The sequence below is a fragment of the Shimia isoporae genome, from assembly GCF_004346865.1.
Classification (GTDB): Bacteria; Pseudomonadota; Alphaproteobacteria; order Rhodobacterales; family Rhodobacteraceae; genus Shimia; species Shimia isoporae.
In genome coordinates, this window is record NZ_SMGR01000001.1 from 313413 (window position 1) to 339013 (window position 25601).

General features: G+C 54.8%; 24 protein-coding genes and 1 pseudogene. 22 read left to right on the top strand and 3 right to left on the bottom strand.

Going from position 1 to position 25601, the window contains the following annotated elements; all coding sequences use genetic code 11:
* Positions 1 to 37 precede the first annotated feature (37 nt).
* The 12 genes and pseudogenes from BXY66_RS01600 to BXY66_RS01645 all read left to right on the top strand — a co-directional run.
* Positions 38 to 1252: an AMP-binding protein gene (locus BXY66_RS01600; RefSeq protein WP_165929080.1), complete on the top strand. Its 1215-nt coding sequence runs from the start codon at positions 38 to 40 to the stop codon at positions 1250 to 1252.
* Complete coding sequence (locus BXY66_RS01605) at positions 1236 to 2051, top strand: nicotianamine synthase family protein (protein ID WP_165929081.1); 816 nt, start codon at positions 1236 to 1238, stop codon at positions 2049 to 2051. The genes BXY66_RS01600 and BXY66_RS01605 overlap by 17 nt, the downstream gene beginning before the upstream one ends.
* On the top strand, positions 2044 to 2571 hold the full coding sequence (locus BXY66_RS20735; RefSeq protein ID WP_425057051.1) for a DUF6622 family protein: 528 nt from the start codon (positions 2044 to 2046) through the stop codon (positions 2569 to 2571). Before BXY66_RS01605 ends, BXY66_RS20735 begins: the two co-directional genes overlap by 8 nt.
* 2 nt (positions 2572 to 2573) lie before the next feature.
* Positions 2574 to 2993 carry a hypothetical protein gene (locus BXY66_RS01610; protein WP_132858435.1) on the top strand — a complete coding sequence of 140 codons (420 nt, stop codon included), beginning with the start codon at positions 2574 to 2576 and terminating at the stop codon, positions 2991 to 2993.
* Position 2994: 1 nt separating this feature from the next.
* Positions 2995 to 3552 carry a hypothetical protein gene (locus BXY66_RS01615; protein ID WP_132858436.1) on the top strand — a complete coding sequence of 186 codons (558 nt, stop codon included), beginning with the start codon at positions 2995 to 2997 and terminating at the stop codon, positions 3550 to 3552.
* Positions 3545 to 3874, top strand: a complete 330-nt coding sequence (locus tag BXY66_RS20770; RefSeq protein WP_481882007.1) for an ApeI family dehydratase — start codon at positions 3545 to 3547, stop codon at positions 3872 to 3874. Before BXY66_RS01615 ends, BXY66_RS20770 begins: the two co-directional genes overlap by 8 nt.
* 7 nt (positions 3875 to 3881) lie before the next feature.
* Complete coding sequence (locus BXY66_RS01620) at positions 3882 to 4601, top strand: SDR family NAD(P)-dependent oxidoreductase (protein ID WP_132858437.1); 720 nt, start codon at positions 3882 to 3884, stop codon at positions 4599 to 4601.
* 17 nt (positions 4602 to 4618) lie between these two features.
* Positions 4619 to 5500 (top strand): arylamine N-acetyltransferase family protein, encoded by an 882-nt coding sequence (locus tag BXY66_RS01625; RefSeq protein WP_132858438.1) that lies wholly within the window; start codon positions 4619 to 4621, stop codon positions 5498 to 5500.
* The gene (locus BXY66_RS01630) at positions 5497 to 6852 is read left to right on the top strand and encodes an ATP-grasp domain-containing protein (RefSeq protein WP_132858439.1); all 1356 of its coding nucleotides are present in this window, start codon (positions 5497 to 5499) and stop codon (positions 6850 to 6852) included. Before BXY66_RS01625 ends, BXY66_RS01630 begins: the two co-directional genes overlap by 4 nt.
* A complete protein-coding gene (locus BXY66_RS01635; RefSeq protein ID WP_132858440.1) occupies positions 6833 to 8095 on the top strand; it encodes a phenylacetate--CoA ligase family protein in 1263 nt (420 codons plus the stop codon). The genes BXY66_RS01630 and BXY66_RS01635 overlap by 20 nt, the downstream gene beginning before the upstream one ends.
* A gap of 47 nt (positions 8096 to 8142) precedes the next feature.
* On the top strand, positions 8143 to 9723 hold the full coding sequence (locus BXY66_RS01640) for a phytoene desaturase family protein (RefSeq protein ID WP_165929082.1): 1581 nt from the start codon (positions 8143 to 8145) through the stop codon (positions 9721 to 9723).
* A gap of 73 nt (positions 9724 to 9796) precedes the next feature.
* Positions 9797 to 10238, top strand: a pseudogene (locus tag BXY66_RS01645) (IS5 family transposase); the annotation flags it as partial.
* Positions 10239 to 11017: 779 nt separating this feature from the next.
* Here the strand turns inward: BXY66_RS01645 and BXY66_RS01650 are convergent.
* Positions 11018 to 12547 (bottom strand): sulfatase family protein, encoded by a 1530-nt coding sequence (locus BXY66_RS01650; protein WP_132858442.1) that lies wholly within the window; start codon positions 12545 to 12547, stop codon positions 11018 to 11020.
* A gap of 130 nt (positions 12548 to 12677) precedes the next feature.
* On the opposite strand from BXY66_RS01650, the gene BXY66_RS01655 reads away from it, so the two are divergent.
* The 5 genes from BXY66_RS01655 (at position 12678) to BXY66_RS01675 (ending at position 17550) form a co-directional block, all read left to right on the top strand.
* A complete protein-coding gene (locus tag BXY66_RS01655) occupies positions 12678 to 13901 on the top strand; it encodes an ABC transporter substrate-binding protein (protein WP_132858443.1) in 1224 nt (407 codons plus the stop codon).
* Positions 13902 to 13963: 62 nt separating this feature from the next.
* Positions 13964 to 14833 carry a carbohydrate ABC transporter permease gene (locus BXY66_RS01660; protein ID WP_207911278.1) on the top strand — a complete coding sequence of 290 codons (870 nt, stop codon included), beginning with the start codon at positions 13964 to 13966 and terminating at the stop codon, positions 14831 to 14833.
* Positions 14830 to 15711, top strand: a complete 882-nt coding sequence (locus BXY66_RS01665) for a carbohydrate ABC transporter permease (RefSeq protein ID WP_132858444.1) — start codon at positions 14830 to 14832, stop codon at positions 15709 to 15711. The genes BXY66_RS01660 and BXY66_RS01665 overlap by 4 nt, the downstream gene beginning before the upstream one ends.
* Complete coding sequence (locus BXY66_RS01670; RefSeq protein WP_132858445.1) at positions 15708 to 16472, top strand: SDR family NAD(P)-dependent oxidoreductase; 765 nt, start codon at positions 15708 to 15710, stop codon at positions 16470 to 16472. The genes BXY66_RS01665 and BXY66_RS01670 overlap by 4 nt, the downstream gene beginning before the upstream one ends.
* Entirely contained in the window at positions 16465 to 17550 is a 1086-nt protein-coding gene (locus BXY66_RS01675; RefSeq protein ID WP_132858446.1) for an ABC transporter ATP-binding protein, read from the top strand. The genes BXY66_RS01670 and BXY66_RS01675 overlap by 8 nt, the downstream gene beginning before the upstream one ends.
* Positions 17551 to 17596: 46 nt before the next feature.
* Here the strand turns inward: BXY66_RS01675 and BXY66_RS01680 are convergent, their stop codons facing one another.
* Entirely contained in the window at positions 17597 to 18454 is an 858-nt protein-coding gene (locus tag BXY66_RS01680; RefSeq protein ID WP_165929083.1) for an SMP-30/gluconolactonase/LRE family protein, read from the bottom strand.
* Between the two features lie 96 nt (positions 18455 to 18550).
* Between BXY66_RS01680 and BXY66_RS01685 the strand changes: the two genes are divergently transcribed.
* Both BXY66_RS01685 and BXY66_RS01690 read left to right on the top strand, forming a co-directional pair.
* The gene (locus tag BXY66_RS01685) at positions 18551 to 19252 is read left to right on the top strand and encodes a GntR family transcriptional regulator (RefSeq protein ID WP_132858448.1); all 702 of its coding nucleotides are present in this window, start codon (positions 18551 to 18553) and stop codon (positions 19250 to 19252) included.
* On the top strand, positions 19245 to 20177 hold the full coding sequence (locus BXY66_RS01690) for a formylglycine-generating enzyme family protein (RefSeq protein WP_132858449.1): 933 nt from the start codon (positions 19245 to 19247) through the stop codon (positions 20175 to 20177). Before BXY66_RS01685 ends, BXY66_RS01690 begins: the two co-directional genes overlap by 8 nt.
* A 15-nt stretch (positions 20178 to 20192) precedes the next feature.
* On the opposite strand, the gene BXY66_RS01695 is transcribed toward BXY66_RS01690, so the two are convergent.
* On the bottom strand, positions 20193 to 21605 hold the full coding sequence (locus BXY66_RS01695) for a sulfatase-like hydrolase/transferase (RefSeq protein ID WP_132858450.1): 1413 nt from the start codon (positions 21603 to 21605) through the stop codon (positions 20193 to 20195).
* Between the two features lie 143 nt (positions 21606 to 21748).
* Between BXY66_RS01695 and BXY66_RS01700 the strand changes: the two genes are divergently transcribed.
* The 3 genes from BXY66_RS01700 to BXY66_RS01710 are packed head-to-tail and all read left to right on the top strand — an operon-like array spanning position 21749 to position 25600.
* Positions 21749 to 22957, top strand: a complete 1209-nt coding sequence (locus tag BXY66_RS01700) for a mandelate racemase/muconate lactonizing enzyme family protein (protein WP_243694270.1) — start codon at positions 21749 to 21751, stop codon at positions 22955 to 22957.
* Positions 22958 to 23000: 43 nt separating this feature from the next.
* Complete coding sequence (locus BXY66_RS01705) at positions 23001 to 24440, top strand: aldehyde dehydrogenase family protein (protein WP_132858452.1); 1440 nt, start codon at positions 23001 to 23003, stop codon at positions 24438 to 24440.
* Positions 24437 to 25600 carry a mandelate racemase/muconate lactonizing enzyme family protein gene (locus tag BXY66_RS01710; protein WP_132858453.1) on the top strand — a complete coding sequence of 388 codons (1164 nt, stop codon included), beginning with the start codon at positions 24437 to 24439 and terminating at the stop codon, positions 25598 to 25600. The genes BXY66_RS01705 and BXY66_RS01710 overlap by 4 nt, the downstream gene beginning before the upstream one ends.
* Position 25601: the final 1 nt, after the last annotated feature.

Here is a 25601-nt window from a genome sequence, read left to right on the forward strand (position 1 = left end):
GAAACATTCAGGCTTTGACGTCAAAAAGTTTAACGACATGATCAGGTATTATGGCGAGGCGAACTATCCATTCGACCTCCCTTCGGTCGATTGCTATGAGACATTTGTTTCACAGTATCAGCCGACGTCTAAAGATGATCTGCGCGCAATGAGCCAAGCGCTTATTTCCGCCGGGCATCTGACTGGCTGCTATGTGGTTGCGACATCAGGATCGACGGAAGCTCCGGTAATCATGGGCAGCAAAATTCTGCATGGCGCAACAGAAGACAGCTACCCTTATCAAGCGCGGATGCTGCTTGAGGAACACATCTTTTCCGCCACCGACGTGGCTGCCAATCTTCTTACGCCGGGTTGCTTTGGACAGAACTACGAGGGCATGTGCCGGGTGCTGGAGGCTATCGGCGCGACAATTCTGCCGGTTGGGAAGATGGAAACAATGGACGATCCCAAGACGCTCCTCAGCCTGCTTTCCACTTTTGAGTGCAATACCATCGTTGGCTCACCCACCGTGCTCATCCAGTTGGCTCATCTTTGTCTGTCCGAAGGGGTCAACCTGCCGATCCGAAAAGCGGTGTTTATGGGCGAGGCCCTTCCTGTATCCAAACGGCGTTTTCTCGGTTCAATATGGCCCGGACTTAGAATTCTGAGTGTTTATGGCGCGTCGGAACTGGGTTTTATCGGAGTAAATACGCCTGAACTTCCAGAGCGGGAGCACATTGTGCTTTCGAAGTGGTTCTTCTTCGAAATTGACGCTGACGGATCGCTGCTTGTGACTGATCTAAAATGCCCAATGCTTCCGATCATTCGGTATAGAATTGGGGATAGGGCTAGGCTGGTCACACATGAGGTCGGCCCGCGACTGGTCTTGGATGGAAGATGTGATCGCAATTTCAGCCTGGGGGGAAAACGCGTAAACATCGCCGAAATTCTAGAGGTTATGAAGTCTCAAGATCAAGCCGTGGACGACCTTCAGATCACTCTGTCAACCGATACGGATGGCCGCGACATAATCAAAGTGGCTTGTTCCAGTATTGCCGCAGTCGACGAGACGCGATGCAGAGAAGCTGTCTCTGAAATTCCAGCCATCAAAGTTGCGGTTAGCCGTAGAATTTGCGCTGTTGAAGTCACAGGTGAGCACGCGCGATTTCAAAATGCGAGAGGGAAAATCCCGATCTTACGAGACATACGAGAGTCATATCGGGAAACACATATGGATCGCGTGGGGGGCGCCCAGAATGACTGCAATCCTTGATCAAATTCCGGCTCTCCAGGCGCTAATGGGAATTCCCATTGAGAGAGCAAAAGCATCGCAGCTCTTCGAAAATTATCGGGCGGTATTTCGGCAAATCGTGCGGGCTGACCGCGTAAACCAACCGGTGCACTTCGAAGACGCCGATGCTCGGAAATATCGAGATCAAGCACAGGCTTTGATGATTGATCTGGAATGGATGTTTGAAGGTCTGATGAGGGACTTCGCAACGAAGCCAGAAGAATTTTCGGCTATCGAACGGAAGCAGTTGAAAGAGATGACCGGGTTTTTCCGTGGTATTTATCGAAATGTTGCGCGCGCAGAACTGAGCCAGTTGAATTTAGGCCCTGATTGCCGAGTGCTTCAAGTTGGCATGGGGCCAATGCCATTGAGCCTTGTTCAATTCCAGCGGGTCACAGGCGCGCAAATTGCCGGCATTGATGTAGAGCAGGAGGCCGTTTCGCAGGCCAAAGAGTTTTTCTCCCAGCTGCACTTACAAGACGTCGGAGCGGAGTTCCATTTGGCCAACGGTGTTGATTTTGACTACGCGGTGTTTGACGTGATCCTCATTGCGGCGACTGCGCGGCCTAAGGACGAGATCGTTCTGAGAATTCTCGAAACCAACAAGGCTTCAAATCTCCACATTGTGAATAGAGACACAAGCGGATGGAGTTCTCTGGTTTATCGTCCCAACCCATTGCCGGACATGAGCGACTTGGTCGTGGATTGGCAAGTTTCATCTACACCCGTAACGAGCACTGGGTACATCCGCGCCTCGGTCGAGGATGCTTACGATGCTTGAGGCGCTTAGAAACACGCCTAGCTGGGTTTATTTGGCCTTTTTCCTGGTCCTCTACTACGGCGTAATGTACTGTTTTTCTTCGCGTTCCGAGCCGCGTAGATTGCTGGTATTGCCTTTGCTTTTTTTGGTGTGGTCCGCCTACTCGGCATTTTCCGATGAACAGCAAAGTTGGATGAGTCTGGGGGGCTGGGTCTGTGCCGTCGGCTTGGGTGGCCTTTTTGGCAGCATGATCGGACGCAAGTCTGGTGCACGATTTAATGACGCGGAGGGAATCATAGAAATCCCAGGGTCCAAGATTCCGTTGATTATTTCTCTGTTCTTTTTTGGATGCAGCTATTGGTTTGGCTACACGACCGCCGTTTCCCCTGAATTGTCCGCCACCTTGAGTTTCCAGTTGGCCAAAACGGGATCAATGGCGGGGTGCGTGGGGCTGTTTTTGGGCCGCGCTATCACAATCTATTCCACTTCGCTGAAGCCGTTGAGGTCTGGCGAAGGGGCTGATGTTTCAAAATCGGTTTAGTTATGTCCTTTGCGAATTCATCCCTAGTCATTTTGCCGCCAGAAGACGTGCGGCCTGAATTTCTGGCACTATGCGGTCACGTAGCTCCTTTAAAAAACGGGCGCGGGCAGGCCGAGGTAACGCGCGACGCAATTCGGGCTCTTGGCGAATTCTATTCGAACGAAGTGTTGTTCATCGAACTCATGCATCAATTTGCCGTTCGATCGGCGCGGCACGTTTTACCGGATGGTGCGGGGCGCATCTTGCCTGTGTCGTTGACTCGCCTGCGGCTCAGCAATTTGGTTGGGCCCATCAAATTGAAATCTCGTGTTTACCGGGTGGATGGTTTAGCCGTGGTGGTCATTGGCGGGGTCGAAGGTGGGGTTGCATGGCGACCCTTAGCCGTGGTTCGAGTTGCTTCAGTGCCGGTTGGGGAGATGTGACATGCCGGGAATTGTAAACTCAATGCTCCCGTGGTTGATGTTCCCCGTTTTTTTGGATTGGACGGATCGCAATTACTCTTTTGCTGCATTGATTGCCTTGGGCATCAGCCTTTGCCTTTCCGCGTTGCGGCTTAAGGATGGCTACGTAGTTGACTGGACGGTGGTCACAAGCATTTCTTTGACAGCCGTTGTTGGCCTGGTCATGAGCGAGGCGGGTCTACTTGCCTATTGGCCGCTGTTTATGCCTGCAGCGCTCATGTGCATGTGTTGGGCGTCTTTGGCACTTGGGCGCCCGTTCACGATTCAATATGCCAAGAAAGAAACTCCGAAAGAGTTTTGGGGGAGTGCCATCTTCAAGCAGGTCAATGTGCAGATTAGCACGGTCTGGGGAATTTGCTTCACGCTGACGTTTATCCTGAGCCTTCTGGCGATCCCGTATCAGCCGTATTGGCCACTGTTTGTGATTGCAAAATATCTATTGATCTTGTCAGCGATGGTGTTCTCGCGAGTGCTTCCAGAGTTTCTTGTTGCGCGCTTAGAGGCTCAAGTTGATGCATAGGGAAGTTTTTATACTTCGTGCCGAAGAAGCGACGGATCGCGAAACCAAAATGGTGTTGGATGCGAGCCATCCAATTTTCCGAGAGCATTTTCCCGATTTCCCGGTGGTGCCAGGATCGATGACGGTCGAGATGATCTTGCGTTGTTTCAGAAGCTCAACACAGCGCGACGTTCACCTTGTTTACGCCAGTTTCTTACACCCGGTGCGACCAGTTGAAGAGCCAATCGTATTGAAAAGCAGCTGTCGCAGTCACGAAATCCGTTTTGCCCTTACACAAGGTCAAAAGCCGGTTTGCCGTGGCGCGTTAATTATTGAGGACTAGCGAACAAATGACGGAGATAGCCATTGTCACAGGGGGTACACGGGGAATTGGTCGGCGTACTTCGATCATGCTAGCCCAAAAGGGGTATGCCGTTATTGCGACCTACCGAAGCGGCACTGAAACCGCTCAATCGTTAGAAGTGGAGAGCGACGGAGCGATATCGACCCAAATAGTCGATGGTTCGGATTCTGACGCAGTACTGGAATTCGCCGAAACAGTGCTGAAATCGGCGACTCCAAAAATTTTGGTCAATAACGCTGGTGTCACGGGAGATGACTTATTTCTGAATTCAAATGCTGAAAAGATCGGCCGCATTATGCAGGTCAACTTTGGTGGGGTGCTCAACTACTGTTCTGCATTTGTGCCTGCAATGACGGCAGCCCGGCAGGGCGACATCGTAAATACGAGCTCCGTTGCCGCGACGAAGGTCAAGGAAGGAAATGCAGCCTACGGTTGTGCTAAGGCTGCCATAGACCGATTGACACTAGGAATTGCGCAAGAGACTGCACGGTTTGGGGTGCGCGTAAACGCTGTCGCGCCAGGTTTCGTCGAGACGGATATGTTTGACAGTTTCGCCGGAGTAAATGCCAAAGCAATTATGCGCGCAATCCCGGGAAGGCGAATTACGCAACCAGATGAGGTTGCCCACATGATTGTGGCGTTAGCCACCCGGCAGATTAGCACCACAGGTACAATACTTCGTGTCGGAAACGGCGAAAACATCTAGTAAGGTTGAGGCCACAAATGTCATCTGTTTTTGCTCCGCAAAGTCTTCACGAATCGCCATCCACGGCCGCGTCGTGGACGGAACCGTATTTGCACAAGATTCAGGTTGATCCGCGCAAGCCTGATCTTTTGACGCGCATGCATTTTGGCCACGTCAGCCAAATTCCGTTTGAAATGATCGATGCGTTTTGCGGGCTTTCGCCTGTTTTTGATCTGGATGTCGTGTGCAAGCGACTCATTTTTGATCAACGAGGTGGAGGTTGCACTCAGATGAATGGTCTGTTTGCCTCAGTTGCAGAGTATCTCGGGTTTTCAGTCCGACGGTGTCTGGCCAGAGTCATGGGTAGTTGGTCAACTGGCGCTGCAACACATATGGTCTTGGTTGTCCAGGAAGGCGATATTCCTTACCTATGTGACGTAGGCTACGGGTTAAATGGACCACGCTTTCCAATTCCTCTGATCTCTGGAGCAGTATCGCCGCAAGGGCATGTTGTTTTTCGTGCGCGCCAAATCGAAGCAGGTGTATGGGAAATTGACCGCCAAGAACCATCAGGGACCTGGAACGTCATTTATAGCTTTGCCACGCAGAGTTTTCCCTACATCGACTTTATGGCTCCTCATTATTTTAATGGGACGTCCGAAAAATCCATCTACACCTCAAACTTTGTGTGCGCACGACTCATAGAAGGAGGTGGGTTCCTGTTGCATGAAAAAGTGCTTCACGAGCGGACCTTAACCACCGCAAAGCGCACGAAGATCAGCAACTGCGTGGACCTAAAAAAGGTGCTGACAGAAACCTTTGGCATTTTTTTGGATCAAGCCACTTTGGATCGGCTGGGACGTCGTTTAGACCTCGAACTGGATCCAGAAATAAGTGCGCCGGAGGTTCTTGCAACATGAGATGTTTGTTGGTGAACCCGGTTTCCAATGGCAGCCTGCTTGCTCGTTACCTAATCTCTCGGGGCGTTACATGTGACGCAGTGATCGAACTGGACAAAGTCGCCAAGATGGGAGCTGTTTCGGAAGCACGTCAGAGCGATTTTGACGGCTCGCTTTATGAGCGCATTTACAGATCTGAGGACGACGCTTCTAGCGCAGAAGATGTCAGTTACGATGCCGTTATTGCCGGCAGTGAAAACGGTGTTGCAACGGCTGAGCGGCTTGCCCAGCATTTTGGGCTGCCCGGAAACGACCCAGACACCACTTTGTACCGGACAGACAAGGCGGTGATGCAAGAGGTGCTGCGCGCGGCTGGCCTGCAATCAGCGACCACACGGCGTGTCTTTAAAGGCGATGATGTCGTGGCGATTGCGGCGGCCCTTGGCGGGTACCCAATTATCCTTAAACCCGCAGCATCCGCTGGATCGGAAGGAGTCGTACTCTGCACGACGCCGAAAGAGCTGTTAACGGCTTGGGCAGCTATTGATTGGGGGGCATTTTCGCCAACGTGGCACGATAATGACTCTTTCGTCCTCCAAAGCTATTTGGAGGGGCCTGAATTCTGCGTAGATCTGGTGGCAAAAGATGGTTTGTTCGCAGTGTCCGCCATTTCACGGTATATCCGGTGCGGGGAATTGGCTGCATGTGAATTTCCCTTTGTCAAAGCTTTCAAAATTCCTTGCCCAATAGAAACGCCGACGTCCCAAAAGCTCGCAGCCTATGCTAAGTCATGTGCGGAAGTTTTGGCTGTGCGAGAAGGGCCTTTGCACCTTGAGGCTATTTTCACTTCAAACGGGCCTGTTTTGGTGGAGGTTGGAGCTCGACTCCACGGAACGCAGCTTCCTAGCTTTCTTCGGCATAGTTACCAACACGACCTGTTGGAGCAAGTGTTTGAAGCGTATTTTAAGCGAGATCTGCCTTTGTCAGACGCTGTGTTTACCACACCTATTGTGCAGCGATATGTCGTGGCAACGAAGGAAGGGCACTTTAAAGGTTTGACGCCTTCTATTGAGCAGGAGCTCAAGAAACTAGACACGTGCTTGGCGAATGTAATTTCCATTCCAAACGGGTCCATTTTCCCTCGGACTGAGAGTTTGTTTGACGTGCCTGTTCAGGGCTTCTTTGGGGGCGGTGAAATTGGACAAATTTGGCGAGACGTGTTGGCCCACCAAGACTTGATCGGAGATCTCTTTCACGAAGCGCTCGCCTTGGAGGACCAAACAGAAAAACTTGGGGCGATACACCAGAAGCTAATCTGCCCTACTGCTCTCGCCCCGATCTCGGAAAAGCCCAATGACCATGCAGCTCTCTAAGTTTCCCGTCATCCCGTTCAATGCCATGGCGCAGCATTACCAGCGACTTGGGCTCTTGGAGGCGACGTCGCAGGTTTCGACCTATCAGGCATTTGTCGACACCTTTCCGGTGACGACAAAATCGGATTTGTCACAGAGCGTTGAGAGGCTTCGGCGCTCCAAAACTGCGCGGCCTGCCAGCTACGTTGTTGCCACATCTGGTTCAAGTGCCGCTCCATCCATTTCCTTTTGGGGAACTTGGCAGAATGAAAATCAGGACGCCCATATGCTGGATGTCCGACGATTCATCGGGAAGCACTTGTTTCATCGAACAGACGTTGTGGCCAACCTGCTTGCCGCGGGCGGATTTGGGTCATTGTACGAAGGCATGAACCGCGTGTTGGCCCCTCTGGGTGTTTCAATCGTACCCTTGGGGAGGTTTGATCAGCAAGAAAATCGGGCGTACGCTCTTCAGGCGCTGCAGCTGGTTCGTACAAACTGTGTCGTTGCAACGCCCGCCGGAATCGCGGAACTGGCTCAGGCATGTCTGGATTACGGCGTTCATTTGGATATTGAGAAAGTCGTCTTTATTGGCGAGCGGATGTCTTCCGCCAGACGAAGATTTCTTGGAGAAACATGGCCGAATTGTAAGATTTCCGGGCTGTATGGGACAACAGAGGTTGGGCTCGTCGGAATTAATCCAGTTGGCTTGGAAGAGGATGAGTACCTTGTTTTGTCAAGGTGGGCCTTTATCGAGCGCGACGCGGACGGTGCGCTTTTGATGACGGATCTAAGCTGCCCTTTGGTTCCGCTTATTCGGTATCGTGTTGGCGACTTTGTTTCCTCCACTTCAGATAAACTTGGCGCTGCGACCACGCGGATCAGGTTGGGGGAGCGAGTGGACCGGTGTTTCAGTTTGGTCGGCAACCTGCTTAATCCCCAAACCCTTCAAAAAGCCATCGAGAGCCGGGTTCAGGGGATCCTGCATCTGCAATTCCAACTCGCCAGTGCTGCTGCCGGACAGGAGCGTCTGCACGTTGTAGTTGACTTGGGGCTAAATCGGCTCACGCCTGAACGCAAGAAGGACATAGAGGTCGCGCTGTGCGCGCTACCACAAATCGGGGAAGGCATCAGCCGAGGTGTACTACGTGTCTCGGTTGGTGGGGCTGAGCAACAACGCGTAAATGCCCGTGGCAAAATTGTAGACTTTGTTGATGAGCGTAACGGTCAAGATACGCAATTGGAGGCCTTGAGAGTCAGATGATCTATTCTCGAGCGGCACAGAGCAGCCTGATGCGGCAAATCTTGCGGATGGCCGCGGGTGATCCATCGTTTCAATGGCAATCTCCTGAATTCGCTGGGCAAAACCAATCAGAAACTTGCGATGTCGCAGTTATTGGCGCGGGTATCGGAGGCCTCACAGCGGCGGTGCTTTGCGCGAAGAAAGGATTGTCGGTGCGCGTTTTTGAACAGCATTCAGTGGTTGGAGGTTTTGCGCATAACTGGAGTCGGCGCGCACGTGACAAAGAGACCGGAGAGCGACTCTTGTTCCGCTTTGACTCCGGTATTCACGACGTATCCGGCACGTTCGAAGGCGGACCAGTTGATGCGATACTGAAAGACATTGGAGTCGACGGGAACATCAGGTGGGTCCCAACATATCGTCGCTGCACGATATTGGGAAAAACCATCAATATGCCGCGTAGCTGGCCGGAATACGTCGCCATGCTTTCCAATTTGTTTGCAGATGAAACTGATGAAATTGAGGCTTTTTGCGCTGCGGTGAAGGCCATTCATGCGGCAATGTATGAGACCGGCAATCAAAACGGCATTCCGGGAAGACCTGAAAACGCCCAAGAGATTGCGAGGTTCGCGTCCAGCTTTCCGCTTGCGGCTCGATGGATGCGTCGCCCGTGGCCTGCATTTCTGAACCACTTCGGATTGTCGGCAACGGTCACAAAGTGGATCAATGAACTGGCGTCCTACACTAGCGATCAACCTGAAAATCAAAGCGTTGGACGTATGATCCCGCTATTTGGATACTACATGCATGGCGGCGCATATCCTGTGGGTGGATCCGGAAAATTATCTGAAACTCTCCTAGATGCTTTGAGGACAGCCGGAGGCCGGGTTGAAGTGAATACCTCTGTCACAAAGATCAATATAAGGGACAATAGCTGCTCTTCCATCGAAATCAGAACACGAAGCGGAGCGGTCGAAACTATCAAAACCCGCTCCGTCATAGCAAACTCAGACATTTTGTCATTGTTTTCGAGCCTGATTGACGACCCTATGCAAAACTGGAAGAGGCTTGAAGAGAGCGGGAGGATTCAGCCAAGCTGCTCCGCGTTTGGCCTTTATTTAGGCCTTCGTGGCAATTTGCAACTTCCACCCATTGTAACGCACGAAAGCGAGAAGGGCAGTCTACATCTGGTTTCACCCTCAGTCATGGACGCATCTTGCGCGCCGCCCGGGTACGCAACACTGGAGTGCACGTCCCTCATCTCTTTCGAAGAAGCGTCGCGTTGGTTCCCGGAATTGCCGACCCAAAAATCGCTAATAGCATATAGGCGCTCTGAGAAATACAAAACCGCTAAGGCGATGCAGGTAGAACGAATTCTGAAAATTGCAGAAGACTTGGTTCCCGATCTGAGAAAACGAGTTGTTTTTCAGTGCGCCTCATCGCCCATCACTTACCACCGATATGCAATGACAGAGAAGGGGGCTATCTACGGCAATACTATCGAAGGTAAAGCGCTGCCTAACAAGTTGCCTATTCGAGGGCTGGTTTTGGCCGGATCATCGACGCATGGTCCAGGCGTGGAAGCAGTTATGATTTCAGGCGCACAAGCAGCATCTGCTCTTGTTTCGAACATTCGATTCCAAAGTTAGGGTTAGGGCCCACTAAATTGGTTGCCGCGATCTCGCCTACGTGATTCAAGCTCCTGAATTTCAGGGGGGGGTAATGAGCAATCTATTCTGGCTGACTGACAAACAAATGGAGCGTCTTCAACCTTAATTTTCGAAGAGCCATGGCAATCCGAGGTTGATGACCGGCGTGTTCTGAGCGGGATTATCTTTATAAACTGCAATGGGTTGCGGTGGTCTGATGCGCCTTGAAAATTTGTGCCGCCAAAGACGCTGTACAACCGGTGGAAACGGTGGAGAGACATGGGGCCTTCGCTCGGATCATGGAAGGATTGCCTACTGAAGGCACAGATCACAAGACGATCATGATCGACGCAACATACCTCAAAGCTCATCTCACAGCCTCCAGCCTGCGGTTGTAAAAGGGGGGGCGTGGCAGGCTGATCGCTAGGACCAAAGGTGGCATTTACACAAAGCTGCACGCCGTCACAGACAGTGTTGGACGACCTATTCCGCTCTTCATCTCTGCTGGCCAGGTTGGCGCATAAGCTCTTATGTGCTTTTTGTGCTTCGCCGATGGCACAAATGGTATTAGTTGAATGTCTGCTTCGTAAGCCTCGTTGTAGTCGGTGTGCGACTGCGGCAGAACTTCTACTGCCAACGAGAGTGGTGATAGCGGCACCAGCGAAGTGCGCAAAGCAGTCACTCAGAAACAGAAATTTGACGGCAGCTTCGTCCCGCGCTGCCGCCAGTCGAGTTCTGGAAATGCTGCGCAAAGAACGAATGACTGGTTTGGTGGGCCGCAGTACAGCATGTTTAGGTGGGCATCAATGTCCGCAAAGGGCCGGAAGTTGAAGTTAGAAGCTGCTCGGAGCGCGATTACACACGGCAACACAATGTCGTTCGGCAACGGCGGTTGCATGCTCCCACAACCAACAAGAATTCGCCAATAACTCTGACGATGGACAGTCTCGGCAACTTTGAAGCGCCAGCCTATAGGGTTGTTCTGTTGGATGCCGACAACGTAGCAGTGCACATGCACAAATTTGCGGATCGGTCTCCGCGTTTTTCATTGCGTGCGCCCAAAGAAAAAGATGCGGTGTGCTATCAACTTGAGATGATACATATCGATCTTCAAGAGTTATGTATTTTGAGGTCTGGTTTATGCCATCCCAAGTTGCGCCATGTTGGTTGGGTGACTCCTCGTGTGAAAGAGGCATTGTTTTTGGACGCGAAACCCGGCGGGCCTTGGCGGGAGAGCACTCTCTTTGCAAACGGCCTTAATTGGACCCAAAGGTGCTGACGTCAGACAGAAAGCTTAGTGCCAGCCGACTCGTGGAGACACAGGAATCATGTCATTCGGGCGGGATCGTATCATGTCGTGATGTTCGCGGCGAATAGCTGCAAAATCGGGATCGTCAAATCGGTTGACCATCTCGTCGGGATCATCCTGCATGTCATAGAGTTCGCCTGTGTCTGTCTTGAGATCCATCGACATACGATAGCGCCCGCTGCGCACTGTCATCAGATCCATGTCGACGGCCGAGCGCAGTGCGTCGACCTCGTATTCCGCAAGCGCGAAATCGCGGTTTTCTGTGCCATCCCACAGGGGGCGCCAGGATTTTCCGTGCGTGTCCGGTGATGCGATGCCCGCCAAGTCGGTGGCAGTGGCCAAAACATCGATTGTGCCAACCGGATCGTTGATCACGCGGTCCTTTGGGATGTCCGGCCCCTGTATCAAACAGGGCACACGAAGCAGGCCATCATAGAGCATCGGACCTTTGAGCAGCAGACCATGATCGCCAAGCCATTCGCCGTGGTCGCTGATGAAAATGACATAGGTGTGCTCAAGCTCGCCTGTCTCCTCCAGCGCCTGTAGGATGCGCCCAATCTCGTAATCCACCGAAGAAATCATGCCAAAATAAATGCGTGTTAGATCGCGCAATGCGACTTCGTTGAGGTCGCCTTTTTGGCCCCAGTCAACACCGCCTGCGTTGTGTTCTGCACCCTGCTTGATCGGTTTGGCCCTATCCTCGACGAAGACGCGATGCCACCAAGGGCGGGCCTCGAGATCAAGCGTCGGATGCCGAGCGATTGTGACCTCGTCTCGATCATACATGTCGCACCAAGGCTCTGGTGAGAGAAACGGTGGATGCGGATCGGGGAAGGACACCCATGCCATCAGGGGCTTGTCGCCTTTGTTGCGGATCATGTCGACGGTGCGGTCGCCGATCCAGGGCGATGAATGCCACGGGGCTTCCAATCCAGAGCGCCACGTCTGAAAGTGCGCCGTGTCAGGCTGTAGCCGGTCCTTGGCGCGTGTCCAGCGGTCTTCGCCTTTGCCGCCTTGATCCAGCCAATATTCATAGTGCAACGCTTCGGGCGCCGGATACCATTGTGTGTGATGATGAGGCCGCAACATCAGTTGCACATCGTCAAAGCCCATATAGCTGCCGCGCCACTCCGGCCCGAAATCCCCGGCGCTTTTGTAGCATTCTGGCCGCCCCGTCGGTTCAAAGGTCTGTTGCGAGGACAGGTGGGCTTTGCCGATAAAATATGTGTCATAGCCCGCATTCGAAAACAGGCCACCCAGCCCCTGATCGGCCAGCGACAGGTCCATGTCACGACCATTGTCGCGCACACCGTGACTGTAGGGGAGCTTGCCGGTCAGGATCGATGCGCGCGCGGCCTGACACATTGGATGAGGGGTGATGCATTTTGAAAACCGAACCCCATTGCGCCCAATTTTGTCGAGGTTCGGGGTGCGGACGCCACGTCCTTCGGGTCCAATGCAATCTCCGCGCTGTTGATCTGTTGAAATGAGGAGGACATTGGGGGCTTTGCTCATAACGGGTCGCCTTTGTTCATTGGTGGGATTCGATGGCTTGGACTGCTCACCATCTACGAAAGCAATTTCTCAATGTACAATAAAAAATAAATAATGTACGATTTTGGCAGGAAGAGAGGAGCATCCTAAAATGATTCGAGTTTTATCTGCGGTCACGGCGACCGCCATTCTTCTGACGTCAGCCGCGCATGCGCAGACCGTTCTTGACGTTGTCGCGTGGAAGGGGAATGAGGCGGAGCCTGCGGGGTTGCCGGAGCTGATTGAGAAGTTTGAAGCCGCGAACCCCGACATCGACGTCGAGCTGACATATGTTGCGCGTAAGGATGTGGACAAGGTTATTCCGCCACGCCTGCAAGGAGGCAACCCGCCGGATGTGACTATGGTGGACAGCTCCTTGGTTGATCTGTGGGGCGGGGCTGGTTTCCTTTCGGATCTTGGCACCGACAGTGCTTGGTACGAGACAATGGTTCCGGCTGTGCGCGATGTGATGACCAAAGACGGTCAGATCCTTGTGTACCCGTTGGAAGTCATTGGGATGGGCAACTTCGTCAATATGGACCTGCTGGCCAAAGTCGGCATCGACAAAGCGCCGGTGACATTGGATGAGCTCAAGTCGGCCTGTCAGGCCTTAGCCGCCGAAGGCATCGCACCGATGATTTTCGCGGGTGGTTTCCCGGCAATGCTCTATGTTGGGGCAAACGGGATCGACCCCAATGGTGTGTCCCCTGCGGAATATGGCAGCGGCGAACGTCAGTTTGTGGGCGATGCCAACTTTAGCGCCTCACTGGACAGCGTTCGGGATCTTGTTGCAGCCGAGTGTTTTGATCCGGAATTGCAGGCCGGTCTCGACCCTTGGGCAACTGCGCCTCAGGAATTCCGCGCGGGCAACGTGGCGATCTTGCCCCAGGGGGCTTGGAATATCGGTAATTTCTCCTCCGTAGACGGGCTGAATTACCAGTTCGCTCCGATGCCGTCGGCGTTCACTGAACATGGCTTGGCGCTTGATCTTGTGGGGCCGGGCTGGGCCATTCCGCGCGATGCAGAGCACAAGGACGCCGCGCGCAAGTGGGTAGACTTCTTTGCTGTGGAAGAAAACCTCAACGTCTTTCTGGAAGCCGAGGGCGCCTATAGCCCCTATGTGGGCGGCGTGTCGACCATGCCCGACCTTGCGACACCCTATACAGAGGCGCGCGCAGAAGGCAGTTTGATCCTGTGGCCTTTCTCGACACTTGAGTTCCCGAAAGTCCTGCAATCTGAGTGGGAAGACAGCATCACGGGCTTCTTGCTCAAGATCGACGGCGACAACGACGACACGTTGCAACGCTGGGACGATGTCGTCGAAGACAACATGTAAAAAAACCGGCCCGGCGCTTTTTGTACCGGGCCAGCACAAACCATTGTGCGAGGGAAAAGAAAATGCGCGCCAGAAGATCCCTGTATCTGTTTACGATCCCAGCTTTGCTGGTGATCGGTTTGTTCTTTATCCATCCGATCATCCTGACGTTCGAGATGAGCCTGACCAACTACAAAGGGATCGGCGAAGCAAAGGACGTGGGCTGGCGCAACTACGAGCGGATTTTTACGCGCGACCGGTATCTGACAGAAATTTGGCTCACGCTTTGGTACACGGTGATCGTGGTGTCCGCTCTGACCGTTTCAGGTCTGTTTTTCGCGGCCATGCTGCACCGGCTGCCTTTGATCCGCAACTTTAGCCGGGCGGCTTTGTACACGCCTGCGATGATGTCTTTTGTTGTGATCGGCTATGTCTGGCAATTCCTGTATTCGCCTCTGAATGGCGGCATCAACGTGGCGCTTCGGGACTTGGGCCTTGGTGCGTGGGAGCAGAATTGGCTGGGCGATCCATCCATCGCGCTCTACTCTGTGGCATTTACGCAAATCTGGATGTTCACAGGCTTTACCTGCGCGATCTTCTTAGCTGGCTTCGCCGGTATTCCCGAAGAAATCAACGAGGCGGGCCGTCTAGAGGGGGCCTCAAGCTGGCAGCGGTTTCGATACCTTGAATTGCCGCTTTTGGGACCATCAATCACGGTGTCGGTCATGCTGACCACGATTGGCACGCTCAAGACATTCGAGTTGCCCTTTATCCTGACCAAAGGCGGGCCGGACGGGGCCACGCGGCTGTTGTCCATCGACATCATCGACAACCTCTTTGGCCAATACAAATTCGGCTTCGCGAGTGCGCTCTCGGTTGTGATGCTGGTGATCGTGCTGGCCGTTGCCTTTGTTCAAAACAAGGTCTTGAGGGACCGGGAGCATACGTCATGAGCCTGACTGAAACGCAATCCGCGCCGCAAGAACGTGCAGGCCCCGACTGGGATTTGATCCGGCGCCGCGCCAAGTCGATCTTGGTACATGGCGTTGTGCTGACGCTGGTGGCGATCATGCTGCTGCCGCTTGTTTATATGGTGATGATGTCCTTTAAGACCTCGACCGAGATCGCGCAGGATCCGCTGGGACTGCCTAACAGCCTGTATTGGGGCAACTACATGGCGGCGTTGTCGTCGATGGGATACGTGCGCTCTGTGATCAACTCGCTTGGCATCACGCTTTCGGTGATCGTGGTCGTGGTCTTTGCTGGCGCGATGGCGGCTTACCCCTTGGCCCGTATGCAAAACCGCATCAGTCGGGTGATCGTGATGGTCATGGCCTTGGGCCTTGCGACGCCGAATTTTGTGACGATCACGCCGATTTACGTGATCTTCCGCGACCTTGGTTTGTTGGACAGTTATCTTGGGATTGTTCTGGCGTTTGCGGCGCTGAAACTGCCCTTGGCCGTGTTTTTCTACACAAGTTTCATTGCTGCCATTCCGATGGAGTTGGAAGAAGCGGCGCGGTTGGACAATTGCAACAACTGGCAGGTGTTCTGGCACGTAATCCGCCCGCTGCTTGCACCGGTCACGGCGACGCTGTCGCTGTTTGTAATGATCATGGTGTGGAATGATTTCATCTATCCGCTGCTGCTTTTGACGGACAAAGACAAGCTGACAGTGATGATCGCGGTTTATAAATTTGTGGGCAACACAGGGATTGACCCCACCAAGTTGTTCCCTGCGGCGGTGCTCGGTTCTTTGCCTTTGCTGCTGATGTTTGCAGTGTTCCAACGCAAGATCATGGCGGGTGCCACGGCAGGAGCGGTCAAATGAACCTTGAAGGCAGACATATCATTGTGACGGGTGCCGCCGCTGGCATCGGGCTTGGGATTGCCAAGGCCTGTGTCGCGGCGGGCGCGCAAGTGACCGGATTTGACAAAAGCCTCGAGGCAGAGGGTTTGGCAGAAACCGGCGCGCAGTTTGTGCAGTTGGATGTCACAGACCTCGATGCGTTTGAGGCTGCGATTGCGGCGGCGCACGCACGTGCCGGGCGGCTGGACGGCATGGTCAACAATGCGGGCGTCACGATCAAAGTGCCGTTCCTCGAGATGACGCGGGCGCAAATGGAAACGCTCTGGACGGTCAATCAGCGCTCTGTGCTGGTCGGCTGTCAGGCCGCGGGGCGTATCATGGCGGAGGCTGGCAAAGGCGCAATCGTCAACATCGCGTCCGTACATGCCCGCGCCACAAACCCCGGACACGAAGGATATGCGGCGACCAAAGCAGCGATTGTCGCAATGACCCGCGCAATGGCTTGGTCTCTTGGCACAAAAGGCGTGCGCGTCAACGCAATCAGCCCGGCCATGACCCGCACAGAAATTGTTGATGAGGCCATGCAAACCCCAGATCTGGCGGATCGTTTTCGGTCTTGGACTGCAGAGGGCGAGGTGACAACGGTGGACGAAATCGGCGCTTTGGCGGCGTTTCTTCTCTCGGATGCGGGGGCTGCGCTGAATGGGTCTGATGTTCTGGCAGATCGCGGAATGTCGGCGCTCTTGGACATTTTTGACTTGGAAGGAAAGCGCAATGGCTGACTTGGCGCTGAGACAGGCGGTGAAACGCTATGGCAATGTAGAAGTGATCCACGGCGTAGACCTTGAGATCGAAGATGGCGATTTTTGCGTGTTTGTTGGCCCGTCGGGATGTGGCAAGTCCACTCTGCTGCGGATGATTGCGGGGCTTGAGGAGACAACAGGCGGACGCATGACGATTGGCGGGCGCGACGTGACCCACATCGACCCCGCAAAGCGTGGCGTTTCTATGGTGTTTCAAACCTATGCGCTCTATCCGCACATGACGGTGCGGGAGAATATGAGCTTTGGGCTTAAAATCGGTGGCACCCCCAAAGAGGAAATTGCCCGCAAGGTTGATGAGGCCGCCCGCATTCTGAAACTGACGGATTATATGGATCGCAAGCCCAAAGCCCTTTCTGGCGGGCAAAGACAGCGTGTCGCCATTGGCCGCGCCATCGTGCGTCAGCCCGACGTTTTTCTGTTCGATGAACCGCTGTCCAACCTTGACGCAGAACTTAGGGTTGAGATGCGGGTTGAGATTGCCAAGCTGCACAAACAGCTGGCCGCAACCATGATCTACGTGACGCATGATCAGGTCGAAGCGATGACAATGGCAGACAAGATCGTTGTCTTACGGGATGGGCGGATCGAACAAGCGGGCACGCCTGCGAAACTCTATGACGACCCGGACAACCTTTTTGTCGCCGGCTTTATCGGCTCACCGCGTATGAACTTTTTTGAGGCAGCCGTCGTGTCCTCTGACAGTGGACGGAGCATGGTTTCTGTGCCGCGCCTTGGGGATATTGCTGTGCCGGTCCACGTTTCGCAGTCATTGCAGGTTGGCCAAAAGGTGAAGGTTGGTCTGCGGCCTGAACACTTTATGTCGGACGGTCCGGTGCAGGTTGCCCTGGACGTCGATGTGATCGAGAACTTGGGCGGCGTGTCCTATGCCTATTCTTCGGTTGATGGAGAGCCGCATCCGGTGATCATAGAGTTGCGCGGTGCCGCTCGTCCTACCGAGGGCGGCCGCCTGACGACAGCCTTTGATCCAAGTTTTGCATTGGTTTTCGACGCAAAGACGGGCACCCGAATACGCTGAGAGTTGCTCCTGCCGTGGACGCCTCCCCAATGGCAAGAACGATGCGCTAAGCCTGCGGCCACGTCGCACGATAAGGTGGCAAGCCCGGTGTATCCATCTTTACAGCGAATAGGCCGCCAGCCTTCGGGTTGGCGGCTTTTTCTTCCTCAGTCATGCTGAATGTGCCGGTTGTCACAAAGAGCGTTTTCAGATCAGCACCGCCGAAAGCGCAATTCGTCACGATGTTGCAAGGCAATTCGATAGCGACGATTGTCTCGCCCTTCGGGGTCATGCCGATAACGCGGCCGCGATCACAGATTGCAATCCAAAGCGTGCCTTCGGCATCCACGGTCAGACCGTCCGGCTTGCCGGTACTGTCGTCAAATGTGCAAAGGGTTCGCCATGTCTCGTTTTCCCTGACGTGCAAAACGCCGGGAACGCTGTCGATAAAGTACATGCGGGTGCCATCTGGGCTAAAGGCCAAGCCGTTTGAAATTGTGCAATTGGCCATCTTGGCCTCTGGCTGTCCTCCACCATATCGGTAAAGCGCACCCGTGGGGCCTTTGGCACCCTCAGACATGGTGCCCACCCATAATGCACCGTCCGGCCCTGCAACCATGTCGTTGAGCCGGTTGCCCGGCGTGTCAGGCTCTGGGTCGTGCAAAGTGGTGATCTGCCCGTTTTGGGGATCAACGCGACCCAGTCCCTTTTGGGTCGCGATCAGCAGGTCGCCGTTTTGGTCAAGCGCCAGCGCGCTGATGAGATAGGGCAGAGCCACGCGTGTGGCGCGTTTCGTTTTGGGATCAAAGGAGTGCAGGGCTTCCTTTGAGATATCGACCCACCACAGCACGCCGCGGTCCGCGTCCCAAAGCAATCCCTCGCCACAACCGGCCTTGGCGGCATCTGCGCAAATCGGTAAGTTCATCTTGGCACTTTCGCTAAAATAATGTACGAAAAAACATAAATCATGCGTAATGGGGTGGCCAGCCCTTAACCGCAAGAACTTCTGGGTGACACATACATGAGCACTGCCGGCCCTATTGCCCTCGCGTCTGACGCAGGAAACCCACCGCAGACCTCCATTTATGAGGCGATCCGCCATGACATCTTGTCTGGGGCGCTTGAGGCCAATGCGCGGCTCAAGATTTCGGAGTTGGCCAAGCAGCACAACACGTCAACCAACCCCGTGCGCGAGGCATTGCAACAATTGCGCGGCGAAGGGTTGGTGTTGTTCATTCCCAACCAAGGCGCCCGCGTGCGGCCCATTGATATGGAATTTGTGCGTGATGTGGCGGAAGTGGGCTATCAGCTGGAACCTTACCTTCTGAAACTCTTTGTCGAGACTGCGAGCTCCGAGGACATTGCCGAATTGGACCGAATTCAGGCGGAAATTGAGGGGCTGAACTTTTCGGACAAGGCGCATCACACGGAGCTGAACCATCAGTTCCACGAGTATATGTATGAACGTCACTACAATCGTGTGGCCTTTGGGGTGTGGAAACAACACCGCGAAATTCTCGGGTCAATCAGCACGCGGGTTCCGATCGCCATCGGACGTCAGGAAGCGATCATTCAGGAACACCGCGATTTGATCGATGCAATCAAGTCGCAAGATGTGGAACGTGCTGTTGCCGTGCTCAACCAGCATATTCAGGACGCGGGGCGGCACGTGGTCGACCAATTGCGCATCAACCAAGCACGGACCCGCGGGCGGAATGGCTGACAAAGCCTGTTGCGCGCCGCCGCGAGGCGCACAAAGCGGCCTTGCCGCGCCACGTATCGCCCCTGATCCGGCAGCACATCTGCGCAATTGCCGCCCCTGTCCGGGCGGCGTGGCGTTGGTTGGGACAAGCGATCCGCAGATTCCGTCTGATTGTGAGGGTCCACTCATACAAAAGCGGGTGCGCGATCTTTGGGTCGAAGCGGGCACGATCACCGTCGCGCAGTTTCGTCGGTTTGTCATGGCCACGGGCTATCGCACCATCGCAGAGCAGCTTGGCTGGTCTTTTGTCTTTTTTGACCATCTGCCCAATCGCGGCGAAGGCACGCTGGGTGTGGACGGGCTGGAATGGTGGCGCAAGATTGAGAGGGCAACCTGGCACGATCCAACTGGGCCGCAGGGCGCGCCGGCCTCAGACGAGATGCCCGTCACGCATGTGGCATGGGACGATGCCCGTGCCTTTGCAACCTGGGCCGGAGGGCGCTTGCCGAAAGAAGCCGAGTGGGAGCATGCGGCTCGTGGAGGGCTTGGCGACGTGCGTTATCCTTGGGGGGATGACGAGCCATCAGACACAAACGCAAAGCATCTGAACATCTGGCAAGGTGAGTTCCCCGTGCATGACACCGGCGGTGACGGTTTCACGGGTCCAGCACCGGCGCTGGCGTACCAACCAAACGGCTACGGCCTTTATCAAATGGTGGGCAATGTTTGGGAGTGGAGCGCGGAACCGTTTCGCGTGCGTGGCGCGTCACGGGAGGCGCGACAAATAAATGCTGCGGCACGGGGGCAAAAGCTGCTTAAGGGCGGATCATTCCTGTGCCACCGCAGCTATTGCTATCGGTATCGCATTGCTGCGCGCACTGGTAACACGCCAGACAGCACAAGCGCGCACACGGGGTTTCGGGTGGTTTATGACCATGCGCCCTGATCACATGCGCCTTTATCACATGGGGCCATGATCGTGCTGCTCTGAGGCTGCGCGCCCATCGATGTAGCTGCCAACGGGCGCGTGATGGCCGGGACCGGCGAGCCAGTCACCTTCTGCACGCATCCAGTCAAATAGCGTTTTGTGCAGGTCTTGCCGAACCTCGGCGAGGGTCGGATCATCTGCGCGATTGTGGCGCTCCTGCGGATCAGCTTCCAAATCGTAGAGCTCTGCGATGTCATGCGGGCTCCAAACGTATTTGTATCTCGCGCTTCTGATGCCACGAAACCGGAACTGGCGCCCCTGATAGGCGTCGTATCCCAGAAAGGCGTGATCCGCGTCGCTACGCCAAAACGAACGTTGTCGCTCAGCATCGGTCAGCACCTCTCCCGCAAGTGCGCGGTCGATCAGTGTCGGGAAGAGATCGTGAAAGCTGACAAAATTGTCGTGCGTTGTGCCATCGGTCACGGACGGGTCTTTGACCATCATCGGAATGCGAACAACTTCTTCGTAAAAGAACGGTCCCTTGTCGAACCATCCATGCGCGCCCAACATCTCGCCGTGGTCAGCGGTAAACGCGATGAGCGTGTCATCATCCAATCCGTTGTCGCTGACCGCGGCGCACAACCGCCCGAACAAAGCATCGATCCAAGAGCAAAATCCCCAGTAGTGCTGAGCTGTGCGCCGCCAGTCTTGCTGGGTCATGTGCGATGTGTCCTGACAGGGCCAATAATATGCTCCCTGCGCGGCTGGCTTGCCTTGCTCAGAAAACTGTTCGCACCAATTGTCGGGCACGTAATCTTTAGGCAGGTCTTTATAGAGATCGACGAATTCTTTGGGCACATGATGCGGGAAATGTGGCCCATGCAGACACACGACAAGGCAGAAAGGTTGATCCGACGCGGCCAATTCCGGCAGCTTGTCGATGGCCAGATTGACCCGTTGCTCATCGAGCGCAACGCCGTCTGTAATTGTCGCGTAGTAAGGGGAATTGCGCGGCCCGCCAAAGGTGATCTCGGCGGTTTTCATCAAATCCATGTCGCCGCCATCACTTAGTGCGGTATCATGAATACCGCGGTCCAGAAGCGTACGATCGCCAAGATGCCATTTGCCGATAAAGGACAGCCGATAGCCATCGTCCTGCAAACGCTCGAGGTATGTCACTTGTTCAGGATGCAATTTGCCATGCGGGTAGAATGAGCGTCCTTGCACGTTGTCCATAGCGCCATGTTGATGCGGTAGCTTCCCGGTAAAGAGACTTCCGCGCGCAGGCGTGCAAAGTGGCACTGGAGTAAAGGCGTTGGAAAAGGTTGCGGCTTCTTTGGCAAATGCCCGCAGATTGGGAAGCTTGGCAGGGTGATCAGGCAGGTGCAACGTGTCCCAGCGCCACTGATCCGTCACGAACAGCAGCATGTTTTTTCTCTTTTGCATCCTCGCGCCTCCGGTTTTTCGGGGTCATTCCTGAAGGCAATCATGTGAAAAATCAATATCAAACACAAAATGTAAAAAATAATGTACGATTTGTTGATCGTGTGTCATGATGTTGAAGAGAGATTCTAATGGAGGTGCCTCCTGTGGCCCTGAAGACGCATCACGCGCAGGCAGCGCCTGCGATTTGCTCCACCAGTTCCGCGGCATCGATTGCCGCAATTGACCCAATCATCGCCCGCGTCGGCGGGCGCAACCAATTGTTGGTGCGCGTTGAAACGGAGGATGGGCTGATTGGCTGGGGAGAAAGCGGCCTGTCGTCACGCGAAACAGCAGTGGCAGCGGTGATCCACGATTTTGCCCGCTTTCTTGTTGGGCAGGATTCCCGCAAGATTGGCCGTGTTTGGCAAGAGTGCTATCGCAGTCAGTATTTTGAGGGTGGACGGGTTTTGACCGCAGCGATCTCTGCCATCGACATTGCCTTGCATGATCTTTTGGGAAAGCGTCTTGAAGTGCCCGTGCACCAACTGCTGGGAGGCAAGCAGCGCGACGTTGTGCCAACTTTCGCCAGTTTTTTGGCAACATCAGATGATCAGGCGGTCGAGGCCACGCGGGTTTTGGTCGACGCGGGCTGGGATTGTGTGCGCATCTATCCCGCTGGGTTTGACAGCGAAACCTTTGATCCGCGCGCATCGCTTGGCGACACCGCTCGCACGCTGACCCTTTTGCGAGAAACCTTTGGCCTGAGCCTTTGTTTGGGGATTGATTTGCACCACCGCTATACGCCGGTTGAGATTGCAAATTTCTGCGCCAAGTTGCCGGCGGGGGTTCTGGATTTTCTGGAAGAGCCCATTCGATGTGAATCTACCGAGGCCTATGCGGCCTTGCGTAGTTTGACCGACATTCCCTTTGCCATCGGGGAAGAGTTCGCCAGCAAATGGCAGGCGGCGCCCTATCTGGAACAAGGGCTGACCCAATTCATGCGGTTTGACATCTGCAACATCGGCGGCTTCACAGAAGCGATGAAAATTGCAGGTATGGCGGAACGGTATTACGTCGATCTGATGCCGCACAACCCGCTCGGCCCGATCTGTACCGCCGCAAGCGTTCATCTCTCCGCAGCGGTGCCGAATTTCTCCTGGCTCGAAACGCGGCAGTCGCCAGTAGAGAACCTCGGTTTCCATGACCCCGCGTTGTTTCCGGTGCAGGTCGATCTGGATGGACCTGTTTATCCGGTTCCAGACAGGCCCGGGCTTGGAGTTGAGGTGGATGAAGCCGCCCTTCGCGCCAGCGGCACCGAGCATGTTGAGTGCCCGCATCTGTCACGCCCTGATGGGTCCGTCACCAATTGGTAGCGCCGCCAAGTTACCCAAAACGCTTTAAAAATGAAGGAAAACCATGACCTTCCCTGAACAGATGTATATCGACGGGGCTCTTATTGATGGCGCCGGAAAGATGGATGTCATCAACCCTGCAACCAGCGAAGAAGTGGCCTCCGTGGCAGTTGCCGGACTTGCTGAGGCGGATCGAGCCTTAGCGGCGGCAAAGACTGCGGCACCGCTTTGGGCGGCCACGCCTATCGCGGAGCGACAAGCTTGGATGCACAAGCTGCGCGAGGCTGTGTTGGCGCATGAGGATCACCTGAGAGGCTGCATTCATTATGAAATGGGTAAATCCTGGGCAGATACGCAGGAGGATTTCGACATACTGGAGCGGGCCTTGGCGTATTATGCCGAGGAGATCGCACGCGTGCACGACAGAGCCCTCACGGACCGTGCGGGGACACATGCGCATCAATTGGTGCATGAACCGGTTGGTGTCGCGCTGGCGTTTCTGGCGTGGAACTTTCCGCTGCTCAACCTTGCCTATAAACTGGCGCCAGCGCTGGCCGCCGGCTGTCCGATCATCATCCGTCCTTCGGAAAAGACGCCGATTTCGGCCTATGCCGTCGGTGCGCTGTGCCATGAGATCGGGCTTCCTGCGGGTGTTGTGCAGATTTTGACGACGGAAAGCTATGCAGTTGCCGACTATCTTACGGCCTCCCCAATCCCGGATATGGTGACACTGATTGGGTCCACAGCAACCGGTCGGCACATCATGCAAACCGGTGCCACAACGATCAAACGGTATTCGATGGAGCTTGGCGGTAACGCGCCGGTATTGGTGTTCCCCGATGCCGATCTGGACAAGGCGGCGGATGTTGTCTGTGGGATCAAATACAGCAATGCGGGTCAGATCTGTGTCGCGCCCAACCGTGTGTTTGTGCACCGCGACGTTCTGGCGGCGTTTTCAGAGAAAGTCACCAAACGGGCCGAAGCTGTTGCGGTTGGATGGGACAAAGACAGCGATATTGCGATGGGGCCTGTCATTGATGGCCGCGCTTGGACCCGATTGAAATGCATGATCGACGAGGCCGCTCTCAACGGGGCCAGAGTGCTCGCCGGTGGGGCACGGCCAGATGGGTTACGCAAAGGTCACTTTCTCGCGCCAACGGTCCTGACAGATGTGGGAGAGGACATGCAGGTGTATCGCGAAGAAACCTTCGGGCCGATTGTGAGTATCATCCCGTTTGATGACGACACCGATCTTGCGCGCATGGCCAATGATGGGGACGCAGGCGGCTTGGTTGCTTACGTCTTTACCCGCGATCTTGCGCGGGCTGCGCATTGGTCGCGGGTTTTGCGCTTCGGCGAAATACAGATCAACGGCGTCAAATATGACATCGACCTTCCACACGGCGGCATCGGGCAGTCCGGCATCGGGCATGATTGTTCGCCGCTGGCCTTGCAAGATTACCTCGTCGTCAAACGCATCACCCGAGCCTTGGAAACCGCATGAAGATCATCGACATCAAATCTCACGTTCTCCAATGTGATATGCCCGAAGAACTGGGGTATTCGCAGCAATACTACGCCAAACGCACGGCGCATCTGATTGAGGTGACAACAGATCAAGGCATCACCGGTTGGGGCGAGTGTTTTGGCCCCGGCAATGTGGCCATCGCCAACAAGACCATTGTGGAGCGTGTGATCGCCCCGATGGTTGTCGGGATGGATGCGCTTGATCGTGATGTAACCTGGCACAAGGTATATAACCTGTTGCGCGATCACGGGCAGAAAGGCATGCCGATACAGGCGCTCTCGGGCGTTGATATTGCGCTTTGGGACATTGCGGGCAAAGTCGCAGGACTGCCCATTCACAAGCTGATTGGCGGTGCGCATCGCAGCGATGTTCCGGCGTATGGCTATGGGATGATGCTGAAACGCGAAAGCGTTGAAGATCACGTCGCACGTTTCACGGATGAAGCCGCCGCGATCATTGGCATGGGATTTGGCGCAGCAAAGATGAAAACCGGTCTCGGGCCGAAAGACGATGTCCGTCTGTGCGAGGCCGTGGCCAAGGGCGTGGGCGAGGCGCGTTTCATGGTGGATGCCAACCATTGTTACACCACGTCTGACGCGTTCTATGTGGGTCGTGCACTGGATGAACTGGGGGCTTATTGGTTTGAAGAACCGGTGGCGCCGGAAGATTTGGACGGATACCGCGAACTGCGGGTCGGTCTAAAAGTCAATATTTCCGGGGGCGAGGCGGAATTCGCCCGTTGGGGATGGCGTTCAATCCTTGAGAATCGCGGGTTGGATATTGCGCAGCCCGAAGTCTGCGCGTTGGGCGGCATCACAGAATACCTGCGCGTTCTGGGCCTGTGTCACGCGCATTTCACACCGGTCATAAACCATGTCTGGGGCAGCGCCATCGCCGTGGCGACCAACTTGCAACTGCTGGCCGCGATGCCGCCTTTGCCGGGTGGATTACACCCTTGGGAGCCGATGCTGGAATTTGACACAACCGAAAACCGCTTTCGGGACGATCTGCTGAGTGAGCCGCTGGACATTCAGGGACAAGTGGCCCGCAACGGAGGCCGCGTTACAATACCAATAAAGCCGGGGCTTGGTGTGGAGCCGGACCGTGATTTCATTTCTCACTATGAGGTCACGTAGG